Here is a 12,430-nt window from a genome sequence, read left to right as displayed (position 1 = left end):
CTGAATAGCCCCTGGCAGGCTGTCGGATAGGCCTCTGCTGTCATGGTGAGTGAGGGGGAGAGGCGACGGGGTTTATGCGGCCGTCAGTCGCGTGATCCTGCGGCAGTTGTATGCGAGGGCGACAAGCGTCCATTCGGTTGCGACGTTGGCGAGGCCACGGAGATGGAAGCGGATGAAGCCCATGCCGCTCTTGATGATGCCGAAAACCGGTTCGACGGTCTGCTTGCGTAAAGGGCCTTTGCCGGGTTCTGTTGCAGCCTGGCCTTCATTTCCAGGCGCCAAGGTTCGGTGATCCGGCGCGACGCCCTGGGTGGCGGTTCTGCCCGGAAGTCATAAGAGCGCCGATCCAAAGGGCGTCCGATGGCGACCAGCGGATCCACGCCGCTGGCCTGCAACGTTCCGATGGCTTTGCCGCTGGCGAAACCCGTGTCGGCGAGGACGGTTCGTGGCAGGCCGATCCTTTTCTCCATGCCCAGGATGGTGGCGGCGAAGCCGGGCGCGTCCGCCGTCGTCGCAACAACTCCAATTTCCAGGACCAACTGGCTACCCTCGGCACAAACCACGGCCTGGGCATTGTAGGCTTGCCGGTATTCATGCGCCTCGGAGCGGCGCATCAGCTTGCTGTCCGGGTCAGTCAGATTGATCTGCCGGTCTGGTGGCGGTTCATCGTCCGGCGCTTTCGGCGGCCGACCGCGCCGTCCCCGCTTCGCATTAAAGGCCGCTTTCCTACGTTCATACTCGGGCCTGGCGGCCTCGCCCTGCTTGCGGGCACCGCTTCCAGCCGCGCGCAGGCTTCATCCAGTTTTGCCTTCAGAACCTCGCGGCGGCCAGTTCGTCCGGCAAGGCCTGATGATCCGTTTCGGTCGCATCTGCTGCCTCTGCCCGCTCCATCAGGGTGGCGATGTCGGTGGCCAGTTTCTCGCGTAGTTCTTTCGCGCGGTCATAACGGATGGAACGGTATTTCGAGGCATTGGCATCGATCTTCGTGCCGTCGATCGACACCGTGCCCAGCCGCATCAACCCCGTCTCGCGTGCCAGTTCCAGCACATGCATGAATGCCGCCTCGATCGCCACGCGGTTGCCGCGCCGGAACGTCGCGATCGTGTCATGGTCAGGATGCAGGTTCGCCACCACAAAGCGCATGCCGATGTCACGATACGTCGCCCGTTCGGTCCGACGCGATGAGAATACGCCGTTCGCATAGGCGTAGATCAGCAGCACCAGCATCAGGCGCGGATGATACTGCGCCTTGCCGCCAGGCCGCCGTGGCACTAAAAATGTCCCTGGCAGCATCCGCTCCACCGCCGCCACGATAAAATGCGCTACATCGTCTGCAGGCAGCCAGAACTTCAGATCCGGCGGCAGAAGATACGGTTGCGACCGGTCAAACAGGATGAAACGGCTCATCCTGAAAACTTACCGCAGATCTCCACAGGCCGTTACCCCAACCCGACAGCCTCCGAACCAGTAAACTGATCACTTTATGGCGGAAAAACATTACCGTACCTAAACAGAATATGCATCGGGCAAAGACAGCGATACGCCCTGATTTTCAGACAGGTTGTTAAGCTCCCATGACCGTCATCTGGATGCGTTATTCATGGAATGCAGGCGAACAGGATGATGCCTTCTTTCTGCTCCAAACGGGATGTCGGTCCTGTCGAAAGCCCTTGCGGGAGGATTTCGTCCCCTATAATCGGATGGGACTGCAGACAGGAGGTCGAATGGCGGATCAGGACAGAAAAAAGAAATTTTCAGGTCGGCCCGACAGTCGCATGTCGGAAGAACTGGACGCCCATATCCTGAAAACCGCCACCCGACTGTTTGGGGAGCAGGGCTACGCGGCCACATCCGTCGAACAGATCGCGGCCGTGGCCAAGGTGGGCAAGCAGACCATCTATCGGCGGCATCCTTCCAAGGAAAACCTGTTCAAGACGGTCATTTCCGAACTGGGAAACAGCTTCCTGCTCGCCGCTTCCCCGTCAGATGAAATGGTTTCCAGCGATCCGCTACAGGCGCTGTACAAAACCATGCGGATGCTGCTTGATCTGATTCTCAGCCCCGAAACACTTTCGCTGAGCCGCACCTTCATCGCGGAAGGGTGGCGTTTTCCGGATTTGGTGAACCATGCCGGTGCCCATATCTTTGATCCACTTGAAAAACTGACGTGCAAGCTCCTGACCGCTGTCTCCAGGGCGGGTCTTCTGAAGGTGGGTTGTGACCTTGAAGAAACCAGCCAGATGCTTGCCACGCTCTGCCTTGGCGGTCCCCACCAGCAGATGCTGTTTGGACGCAGGATCCTGACAACGGCAGAGGAGCGCGACGCCTACCTCGACCACGCCTGGCGTGCCTTCATGACGGGCATACTGGCGGTCCCCGCTTTCAGTCCGTCCGGCAAACGGAGCCGGTAAAAGACACGGTCTGGTTTCTTCTGGCATGCACCCATAGCCGGGACGCAGGCCCTCTGCCCCACCGTTATTTCTGCTTCCTGCCCTGCGGGGCGCTGGTGTCAAATCCGCCCCCGATCGCCCGGTACATGTCAACCGACGCATCAAGGCTGGACAGCAGTGCTGTCGTATGCGCCAGTTCCGCCTGCTGCGCGAGTACCTGTGCGGAAAGCACATCCAGCCTGCTGGAATAGCCGTGTTCCAGCCGCAGCTGCGTCAGTTCCACGGTTTTTTCGGCGGCTGTCTCCCTGTCTCCGTCGCCCTGTTCGCGCTCATGGGCATTGTTCTGTTCCAGCAGGGCGTCATGCACTTCCTTGAAGGCCGCGCGGATACTCTGCTTATACAGGATGATCTGCTCGTTCTTCTCGGCTTTCGCCAGTTTGACGCCGCTTGCCGTGCGGCCAAAATCCATCACCGGCGCCGCCATGGAGGCCGCCAGCGTCCATGACCGCGTGGTGGCGCGATACAGGTTATCGATGTCGATGTTGTTCACCCCTGCCAGACTGGCCAGCGAAATGGTGGGAAAATAGGCCGCGCGCGCAAAGCCGATATTGAAGTTGCTGGCGATCAGCGTCTGTTCATGCATGGCGATGTCGGGCCTGCGTTCCAGCAGGGTGGACGGAATTTCCGGCGGCGTCGCGATGGGGATTGTCAACGCGTCTATGTCCCTGCCCCGCTCCATTGCCTGCCCGATGATCTGCTGGGGCGAGCGGCCCAGCATGACGGCCAGCGCGCTTTCGGCCTTGCCGCGCTGATCCTCCACATCCGGCAGGGCAGCCTGGGCGGCGTCACGCTGCTCGGTTACATTCTGCACCACCAGCGCGTCCACCGCGCCCACCTCATGCTGGCGCTGCACAAGCGCCAGGAGTGCCGTCTGGGTCTCGATGGTCTGTTGCAGAATCTCGCGTTGCCGATCCAGCGCGCGCAGGCTGAAATACAGCTTTGCGGTTGCGGCAGCGATGGACAGCCGGGCGGCCTCGTGTCCGTAACCCGCCGCCTTAACGCCCGCTTTCGCCGCCTTGCTCAGACTGGCATTTTTGCCCCAGAAATCCGCTTCATAATTCAGCATGCCGCCGACGAAGCCCAGGTTGCTCATCTTGTGCGTGACCGGCAGGTCGTCCTTCAGGTGCAGGCGGCCAACGGCATCTGCGCCTGCTACCGAGATGGAAGGCAACTGGTTGGCGAAAGCATATTTATACTGTGCCCGCGCCTGCTGCAGCTTTGATCCGGCCAGCGCAAGGTCATCATTGTTCTTCAGCGCTTCCGCCACCAGCGCGTCCAGAACCGGGTCTCCATAGCTGCGCCACCATTCGCCGCCATCTGGCACGGTAGCGGCCTGCTGCGTGCCCCATTTATCGGGCATGGGCATCCGTGGCCGGTGATAGGCCGGCGCCAGCCATGCGCAGCCCGCCAGCAGCACGGGTAGCAGGAGGATCGGGGTGCGTTTCATCGGGTAGCTCCCTCAACCTGCGGCGGTGGCGTTTCCTTCACCCTGAACCACAACACGTAAAGCGAAGGCAGGAAGATCAGCGTCAGTACCGTCGCCACGGCAAGCCCGCCCATGATGACATCCGCCATCGGCCCCCAGAACACGCTCGATGCAATCGGCAGCATGCCAAGGATGGCCGCGACAGCCGTCAGCATGATGGGGCGGAAGCGGATCCTGGCGGCATTCATCACCGCATCCCATTCCGATTGTCCCAGATCCTTCTCGATCTGGATCTGATGCACCAAAATGACCGAGTTACGGATGATCATGCCAATCAACGCCACCAGTCCCAGCATGGCAATGAACCCCATCGGACGCTGGGTCAGGAACAGCGCGCCGACCACCCCGATCAGGCCGAAGGGCGCAACACTGATGACCAGCGCCAGACGCCTGAAGTCCTGCAACTGGATCATCAGCACGCCCAGCATGACCAGGACCATGAGTGGCACGACGGCAATGACGGATTTCTGGGATCTGGCACTTTCCTCTACCGTGCCACCCACCGCGACATGGTAGCCCGATGGCAGACCCGCGTTGAACGCCGCGATTTTCCGGGCCAGCGTGGCAACGGCCGTATCCGCCTGCACGCCGTCACGGAGCTGCGCCTGTATGGTCAGGGTCGGCAGCCGGTCACGCCGCCAGATCAGGGGATAATCCTCGACGTAAGAGACGCTGGCCACGGTGGACAATGGCACCGTCTGGTCATTGGGCAGGCGGATGTCGAGGTTGCGCAGGTCCTCGATCGACAGACGCTGGGCATGGTTGGCGCGCAGCACGACATCGACCAGATAGATGCTGTCGCGCACCTGTGTCGCCGTAAGCCCGGTCACCGCCGAATTGATGGCCAGCGCAATCGCTCCCGATGACAGGCCCAGACGGTGCGCTTCATCCTGCCGCACGTCGATCTTCAGCTTGCGCGCGGGGTCGCCCCAGTCGAAATTGACCATGTGCAACTGGTTGCTGTCGGCCATGATCTTCGCCACGTCATGCGCGTAATGCCACACCCGGTCCGGGTCGCGGCCCGTGACGCGGTACTGCACCGGCCAGCCCACCGGCGGCCCCAGTTCCAGCGGGAACAGTCCATGCACCACATCGGGCATGTCGCGGCTTAACGCCACGTCCAGTCGCCTGCGCAGCCGGTCGCGCGCCATGGCACTTTTTGCAACAATGACGGTCTGGGTAAAGAAATCATTGGGCAACTGCTCATTAAGCGACAGGTAAAAGCGCACGGCCCCGCGCCCGACATAGGAACTCCAGTGGTCAATATCGGGATCATTGCGCAGGATGCCGTCCAGACGGCGCGACACATCCGCCGTCGCCCTGATCGACGCACCCTGCCGCAGCGAAAGGTCAACCAGCAGTTCCGGCCGGTCGGATGACGGGAAGAACTGTCGCGGCACCAGCGGCGAGAGCGCAATGGCCACGACCAGCGCCGCAAGGCTGGCCAGCACTGTCGCACGCGGTCGACGCATGGTGAACAGCAACGCGCGGCTGAACACGCGCAGCAGCCGCCCTTCCGGCGGGGCATGGGGGGATGCTGCCGGACGCTGCTTAAGGATGGTCACGCCCACCAGGGGCGCCACCAGCACGGCGACGAACCATGATGCGATCAGCGCCATGCCTACCACGGCGAACAGCGAGAACGTGTATTCCCCCGCCACACTTTTCGCGAACCCGACCGGGATGAATCCCGCCACGGTTACAAGGGTTCCGGTCAGCATGGGAAACGCGGTCGAGACATAAGCGTAAGTCGCAGCCCGCGTCAGGCTCCAGCCTTCCTCCAGCTTGCTGACCATGCTCTCCACCGTAATCATGGCGTCATCGACCAGCAGGCCGAGGGCGATGATCAGCGCGCCGAGCGAGACGCGCTGCAGGTCGATGCCGAACAGCTTCATGCACACGAACACCACCGCCAGCACGAAGGGAATGCAGAACGCGACCACCGTGCCCGCGCGGCCACCGAGGCTGAGAAAGCTTATGCCCAGCACGATGGCGATGGCCTCGAACAGGGCTTCGGTAAAATCGCCCACCGCGTCATGCACGACCCTGGGCTGGTTGGCGACCAGATGCGCCTCGATCCCGATGGGCATGCGGGCATGCAGTTCGGCCATTTTCGCCGTGATGTTCTTTTCCAGTTCCAGCACGTTGCCACCGCTGCGCATGGACAGGGCCAGGCCGATCGCGTCATGCCCGCCCACGCGGAACATGGTCTGTGGTGGGTCGGAATAGGTGCGGGTGATGGTGGCAATGTCACCCAGCCGGACCTTGCGGTTGCCTGCATAGACCGTGACATTGGCAATATCCGCGACCGATCCAAACTGCCCGGTGGGCTGGACCTGTATCTGCTCGCGCCCGGTATCGATCACGCCGGATGGCACCGTGGCGTTCTGCGCCAGCAGGGCGGCGGCGATCGTCGCCCCGTTTATGCCCAGCCGGGCCAGGTGGTGGGTGGAGAAATCGACATAGATCTTCTCATCCTGCGCGCCCAGCGTGTCGATCTTGGCGACATCAGGCACATGCAGCAGTTCGTCGCGCACCGTCTCGACATAGTCACGCAGGTCGCGATGGGAAAACCCGTCGGCGGTAAAGCCGTATATGATGCCGTAGGTATCACCGAACTCGTCATCAAAGAACGGGCCGACCGTGCCCTGCGGCAACTGGGCCCTGATATCGCCCACCTTCTTGCGCACCTGGTACCAGATATCGGGCACTTCCGCCTTGGGCGCACCCGACAGCAGGTTGACGAAAATCGTGGTCTTGCCCGCCAGCGTATAGCTTTTGATGTAATCGAGGTCGGGCGTTTCCTGCAGCTTCTTCTCGATGCGCTCGGTCAACTGATGGGTGGTTTCCTCCACCGAGGCACCGGGCAGGAACGCTTCCACCACCATGGTCTTGACGGTAAAGGGCGGGTCTTCATTCCGGCCCAGTCTGAAGTAGGACTGGATGCCCGCAACACCGATCAGGATCATGAAGAACAGGACCAGCGCGCGATGGCGGATGGACCAGTCGGACAGGTTTATGCCCCCCGGCGCGCGTGGCTCAGGGGCGGACATCGGCTTCATCCAGCAGGCTGACCTTTTCTTGCGGATACAGCGCCTGCACGCCCGCTGTCACCACCCTGTCCCCGGCGTTCAGGCCAGATGCGATCACCACATCATCGGTGCCATAGCGTGCGATGGTGACGGGGCGTTGGGATACACGCAGCCTGTCGGGGGCGATGATCCATACGGCAGGTCTGCCATCCTGCATGGTCAGGGCCGCGGGAGGCAGATGGACGGCTGGCGCCGATGGTATGGACAGATGCCCCGTCACCACCGCCCCCAGCGGCATCGTGTCCCGCGTGGCGCGCAGCAGCGCCCTGGTATGATAGGTACGGGTCAGCGGATCGGTATCGGGTGCGATTTCATAGATCGCGGCAGGCGCGCATACCGCAGGGGCCGCGTCCAGACATACCTTCATGGTCATGCCCACGGCCAGACGGGACTGCGCCAGGGCTTCGGGCATGTCGAACTGTGCGTCCAGCCCGTCATTGGCCGCCATGCGCAGCACCGGCTGGCCTGCCGCCACCACCTCCCCCGCTTCCATCAGCCGGTCGGTTACGATGCCGTCCTCCGGGGCCACAAGGCGGGCATAGCCAAGCTGTTCCTGCGCCACGCGTACCTGTGCCTGCGTGGCCTGCACCTGATCCTGCGCGGTTTTGTACCGGCGAACCGCATCATCATAATCATTGCGCGAAATCGCCTGCACCGGCAGCAGGGCCGCGGCGCGCTGCTTCAGGGGGGCAGCCTGTTCCAGCGCCGCTCTTGCCGTGGCGTTTTCCGCCAGCGCGGTGCGCAGGGTCTGCTGCGGCACCGTATCATCCAGCCGCGCCAGCACATCCCCCGCATGCACGATGCTGCCTGCAGAAACCGTACGTTCCGCCACCTTGCCGGGCAGACGGAAGGCGAGATTGATGGACTGATGGGCAGCGACCTGGCCTGTCACGACCTCCCCATTTGCATCGGGAGCAGGTTCGACAATAACGGAGCGGACGGGCCGGACTTCCTCCACCGCCACCTTTTTATGGCATGCGGAGAGCAACAGCAGCAGGCAGAACAGGATCAGGCCCGGAGCGCTACCCGGTTTTTTCACGGCGGGCATGGAGTGCGGGTCCGGCGGAGCACTGTCTTCCCTGTGCAGGACCGGATGAAAAATGGTGGTCAGGAAGAAGGGGGGGTTCACATAGCCCCTGACCTCACTGCCAGTATGTCTGGTTTGCATGGATGCCGACCACCCTCAGTCATTTCCGGAACCCGGCGGCAGAACGCAGCCGTTATGGCCCACATAGACGAGACCGTATCGTATTGCAATGAAGTTCAGGCGCTATTCCCCTGGCGGCAGATGTGCTGGCAACAGGAACAAACAATGATCCTTTTACATTGCGAGACGATACCATCTGGTGGGTGTCCAGCCGGGCCATTTCCCTGGACGGCTTAGCACTACAGTTGCATTTTGTGTCGTGAGTGAGCGCGGATAGCACTGGCCTGATGCGTTCGTCGAAAGACGGACCATCTGAGGATGTGAGAGACGGGTAGTCTGCGTTGTGCAAGTTTTACGACGAGGCGCCTGATCTCCTGAATGGACCAGCGGACAAGGACTGTCGTGTTCTGAGTTGTGTTTTTTTCGGTTTCAGTGAGTTTGCCTGGTAACGGACACTGGCCATGACGGCATAGGCCAGCATGACCAGAGAGACATGCCGATGCCAACCATGCCAGGAGCGGGTCTCGTTATGATCAAGACCAAATTCGTTTTTGGCCGTCTCGAACCCTTCTTCGATCCTCCAGCGCGTCCCTTCAACGTTCACCAGTTCCTGCGTGGTTGTCCCTTTCGGGCTCCAGGTCGTAAAATAGGCAAGGTCCCCGTCAGCGATGTTTCGGCGGATCAACAGGCCACGTGTCCATGGTCCGGCTATAGGGCAGTCAAATTCTTCAGCATCCAGATCAGCAAGCGGAAGATACGCCCAGTCATAAAGTCGCTCACCTTTTGTGCCGTGCCCCGCTGACAGACGACGCCAGGCCTGGTCTGGCAGTCCTGCTGCAATATCTTTCGCCTCTCCGGCAATCAGCGGTTCCGTTGCCCATGATCCGAACCAGTGATTGCCCTTGACCCCAAGCACATATCCAATTCCTGCCCGGCGAAGCGTGCGTTCTACGTCGCCCACGCCATACACGCTGTCTGCTGCAACCCAGCGGAACGGCACACCGGCCTCAATACTTCGCTCAATCATCATCGAGGCTAACGCCGGTTTGGTTGCAAACACCACGTCATCGGGAACGTGGGCCCGCTTCAGACGCTCAGGCTTTGATGTCCAGTCTTTCGGGAGATACAGGGCGCGGTCAATAAAGGCATGCCCCCGTTCCGAAACATAAGCGCCAAACACACCAATCTGGCAGTTCGTGATCTTGCCGGCAGATCCCGTATACTGCCGCCCCACACCGCAGGACGCCTGACCCTTCTTCAGAAAACCGGTCTCATCAATGACCAGCACGCCCTCTTCAGTGCCCAGATGCTCAATCACATAATCCCTGACGACGTCACGAAGGGCATCGGCATCCCAGTGCCCGCGTCCCAGAAGCGCCTGCTGCCGCCATGGACCAGGATCTCCTGCGGCTTCCGCTCGCATCCATCCCGTCTTGCGTGGTTCATTGCCAATCAAAACATCAAGAAAAGCACAGGCCGAATCTACGACACGTTTTTGCGTGAACAGCGGCGCCATCCGATCCTTGGCGGACCGAAGCGAGCGCGCCCATAATTCCAGCGTCTCTTCAACAGACGTACCGCCACTCATCATATCCTGAATCATGGTTACCCATAGATTCAGAACTCAACACAAAATGCAACTGTAGTGTTAGGTTCTGTCTGCATTCAACGTAGCCAGATCATGGCGCATGCGAGGTGGACGAACCCCATGAATGCAGGGAGAGTTTTCTCGCATCGCAAGGCAATCCTGCGGAAACGTTTGAGTTTGTTGAAGAAGCATTCGATCTGATGGCGTTCCTTGTAGAGGCTCCAGTTGATCGGAGGCATGATGGCGCGGCTGGGGTTGGCTTTGATTTGTGCGATTGCCCCGAGGTCATCAGCTATGAAAATGCGTAGTGGGTCAGCGTCGTAAGCGGCATCGGCAATGACATGGCCCACACCCTGCAAGCCGGACAGGAGCGCCTCGGCCTGTGGCCGGTCGCCCCATTGCCCCGGTGTCGGATGAATCCGGAGCGGTAGGCCGATCGCATCGACGACTGCATGCAGTTTGGTCGTCAACCCACCACGTGAACGACCGATGGCGGCAGTTTCAGCCCCCCTTTTGCGCCGGCCGCATCGGCATGGACTTTCGAAATGGTGCTGTCGATCAGGACGTATTCGAAGTCCGGAGTGTCGGCCAGGGCATGGAAAAGCCTTTCCCAGACACCAGAGTGTGACCAGCGTCGAAAACGAGCATGGACAGCGGTCCATTTACCGAACACCTCTGGCAGGTCACGCCAGCGCGCCGCATTGCTGGCCATCCACAAGATCGCATCCACGAACAACCGGTTGTCGACTCCACTCCGCCCAGGCGTTCCGATCCGGCCGGGAAGATGGCCTTCGATCCGGTTCCATTGCTCGTCTGTCAGTGTTCGTCTGCTCAAGGCTCGTCCTCCCTCGACAGCCTTGAATCAGAACTTCAACCCAAAGGGAATCCGTGAATGCAGACACAACCTAACACTACAGTTGCATTTTGTGTTGAGTTCTGAATCTATGGGTAACCATGATTCAGGATATGATGAGTGGCGGTACGTCTGTTGAAGAGACGCTGGAATTATGGGCGCGCTCGCTTCGGTCCGCCAAGGATCGGATGGCGCCGCTGTTCACGCAAAAACGTGTCGTAGATTCGGCCTGTGCTTTTCTTGATGTTTTGATTGGCAATGAACCACGCAAGACGGGATGGATGCGAGCGGAAGCCGCAGGAGATCCTGGTCCATGGCGGCAGCAGGCGCTTCTGGGACGCGGGCACTGGGATGCCGATGCCCTTCGTGACGTCGTCAGGGATTATGTGATTGAGCATCTGGGCACTGAAGAGGGCGTGCTGGTCATTGATGAGACCGGTTTTCTGAAGAAGGGTCAGGCGTCCTGCGGTGTGGGGCGGCAGTATACGGGATCTGCCGGCAAGATCACGAACTGCCAGATTGGTGTGTTTGGCGCTTATGTTTCGGAACGGGGGCATGCCTTTATTGACCGCGCCCTGTATCTCCCGAAAGACTGGACATCAAAGCCTGAGCGTCTGAAGCGGGCCCACGTTCCCGATGACGTGGTGTTTGCAACCAAACCGGCGTTAGCCTCGATGATGATTGAGCGAAGTATTGAGGCCGGTGTGCCGTTCCGCTGGGTTGCAGCAGACAGCGTGTATGGCGTGGGCGACGTAGAACGCACGCTTCGCCGGGCAGGAATTGGATATGTGCTTGGGGTCAAGGGCAATCACTGGTTCGGATCATGGGCAACGGAACCGCTGATTGCCGGAGAGGCGAAAGATATTGCAGCAGGACTGCCAGACCAGGCCTGGCGTCGTCTGTCAGCGGGGCACGGCACAAAAGGTGAGCGACTTTATGACTGGGCGTATCTTCCGCTTGCTGATCTGGATGCTGAAGAATTTGACTGCCCTATAGCCGGACCATGGACACGTGGCCTGTTGATCCGCCGAAACATCGCTGACGGGGACCTTGCCTATTTTACGACCTGGAGCCCGAAAGGGACAACCACGCAGGAACTGGTGAACGTTGAAGGGACGCGCTGGAGGATCGAAGAAGGGTTCGAGACGGCCAAAAACGAATTTGGTCTTGATCATAACGAGACCCGCTCCTGGCATGGTTGGCATCGGCATGTCTCTCTGGTCATGCTGGCCTATGCCGTCATGGCCAGTGTCCGTTACCAGGCAAACTCACTGAAACCGAAAAAAACACAACTCAGAACACGACAGTCCTTGTCCGCTGGTCCATTCAGGAGATCAGGCGCCTCGTCGTAAAACTTGCACAACGCAGACTACCCGTCTCTCACATCCTCAGATGGTCCGTCTTTCGACGAACGCATCAGGCCAGTGCTATCCGCGCTCACTCACGACACAAAATGCAACTGTAGTGCTAAAGTAGCGGTCGGCATGACGACCGCGCACAGACCCGACCATCGTCGATGGTAGTGTGGTTGCGGATGCACGTCACCACGTCCTGCATCAGGACGCGACGGTCATGAGTGTGGAACAGCATATCATTGGTCACGACCGTATGCGATGACCGACATCCGTGAAGTGGTCAGGGTCAGCCCGCATCGCCGAAGAAGTTGACGAGGATCAGGGCGTTAAAGCTCGGTCCGTCAAGCTTGAGGCGCAGATAGTCGCGCCTCTCCACATAATCCCGATGGCAGAAGGTCCGTGCCCATCAGCATGGGCGCGGCAAGATAAAAATATCGCCTTCCTCTCGATGATGTGCCT

Annotated in this window: 7 protein-coding genes and 1 pseudogene; 2 read left to right on the top strand and 6 right to left on the bottom strand. The window is 60.2% G+C overall.

Annotated elements, in window-relative coordinates; translation table 11 throughout:
- Positions 1 to 72: 72 nt before the first annotated feature.
- Positions 73 to 1,407 (bottom strand): annotated as a pseudogene (locus ACE2AA_RS15945) (transposase).
- 317 nt (positions 1,408 to 1,724) lie between these two features.
- On the opposite strand from ACE2AA_RS15945, the gene ACE2AA_RS15940 reads away from it, so the two are divergent.
- Entirely contained in the window at positions 1,725 to 2,411 is a 687-nt protein-coding gene (locus tag ACE2AA_RS15940; protein WP_395370453.1) for a TetR/AcrR family transcriptional regulator, read from the top strand.
- 64 nt (positions 2,412 to 2,475) lie between these two features.
- Here the strand turns inward: ACE2AA_RS15940 and ACE2AA_RS15935 are convergent, their stop codons facing one another.
- The 5 genes from ACE2AA_RS15935 to ACE2AA_RS15915 all read right to left on the bottom strand — a co-directional run bounded on the left by ACE2AA_RS15935 (position 2,476) and on the right by ACE2AA_RS15915 (position 10,598).
- Positions 2,476 to 3,897 carry an efflux transporter outer membrane subunit gene (locus tag ACE2AA_RS15935; protein WP_395370452.1) on the bottom strand — a complete coding sequence of 474 codons (1,422 nt, stop codon included), beginning with the start codon at positions 3,895 to 3,897 and terminating at the stop codon, positions 2,476 to 2,478.
- Positions 3,894 to 6,998, bottom strand: a complete 3,105-nt coding sequence (locus tag ACE2AA_RS15930) for an efflux RND transporter permease subunit (protein ID WP_395370451.1) — start codon at positions 6,996 to 6,998, stop codon at positions 3,894 to 3,896. The genes ACE2AA_RS15935 and ACE2AA_RS15930 overlap by 4 nt, the downstream gene beginning before the upstream one ends.
- Positions 6,976 to 8,196: an efflux RND transporter periplasmic adaptor subunit gene (locus ACE2AA_RS15925; RefSeq protein ID WP_395370449.1), complete on the bottom strand. Its 1,221-nt coding sequence runs from the start codon at positions 8,194 to 8,196 to the stop codon at positions 6,976 to 6,978. Before ACE2AA_RS15925 ends, ACE2AA_RS15930 begins: the two co-directional genes overlap by 23 nt.
- Positions 8,197 to 8,527: 331 nt before the next feature.
- On the bottom strand, positions 8,528 to 9,778 hold the full coding sequence (locus ACE2AA_RS15920; protein ID WP_012812328.1) for an IS701-like element IS1452 family transposase: 1,251 nt from the start codon (positions 9,776 to 9,778) through the stop codon (positions 8,528 to 8,530).
- A gap of 62 nt (positions 9,779 to 9,840) precedes the next feature.
- Positions 9,841 to 10,598 (bottom strand): IS5 family transposase gene (locus ACE2AA_RS15915; protein WP_395369507.1). Its coding sequence is split into 2 segments (ribosomal slippage): positions 9,841 to 10,280 and positions 10,280 to 10,598, totalling 759 coding nucleotides; the frame shifts between segments, so codons are not numbered across the junction.
- A 119-nt stretch (positions 10,599 to 10,717) separates the two neighbouring features.
- Between ACE2AA_RS15915 and ACE2AA_RS15910 the strand changes: the two genes are divergently transcribed.
- Entirely contained in the window at positions 10,718 to 11,968 is a 1,251-nt protein-coding gene (locus tag ACE2AA_RS15910) for an IS701-like element IS1452 family transposase (RefSeq protein ID WP_012812328.1), read from the top strand.
- Positions 11,969 to 12,430 lie beyond the last annotated feature (462 nt).

This window comes from Komagataeibacter diospyri, from assembly GCF_043995075.1.
Taxonomy (GTDB): Bacteria; Pseudomonadota; Alphaproteobacteria; order Acetobacterales; family Acetobacteraceae; genus Komagataeibacter; species Komagataeibacter diospyri.
Note: the sequence above shows the minus strand (reverse complement) of the source record. Positions and strands in the feature narration are given on the sequence as shown.

Bases quoted from the DNA above. Each gene is read 5' to 3' on its own strand.
- ACE2AA_RS15930 (WP_395370451.1), bottom strand. From the start codon at position 6,998: ATGAAGCCGATGTCCGCCCCTGAGCCACGCGCGCCGGGGGGCATAAAC.
- ACE2AA_RS15940 (WP_395370453.1), top strand. From the start codon at position 1,725: ATGGCGGATCAGGACAGAAAAAAGAAATTTTCAGGTCGGCCCGACAGT.
- ACE2AA_RS15935 (WP_395370452.1), bottom strand. From the start codon at position 3,897: ATGAAACGCACCCCGATCCTCCTGCTACCCGTGCTGCTGGCGGGCTGC.
- ACE2AA_RS15910 (WP_012812328.1), top strand. From the start codon at position 10,718: ATGATTCAGGATATGATGAGTGGCGGTACGTCTGTTGAAGAGACGCTG.
- ACE2AA_RS15920 (WP_012812328.1), bottom strand. From the start codon at position 9,778: ATGATTCAGGATATGATGAGTGGCGGTACGTCTGTTGAAGAGACGCTG.
- ACE2AA_RS15925 (WP_395370449.1), bottom strand. From the start codon at position 8,196: ATGCAAACCAGACATACTGGCAGTGAGGTCAGGGGCTATGTGAACCCC.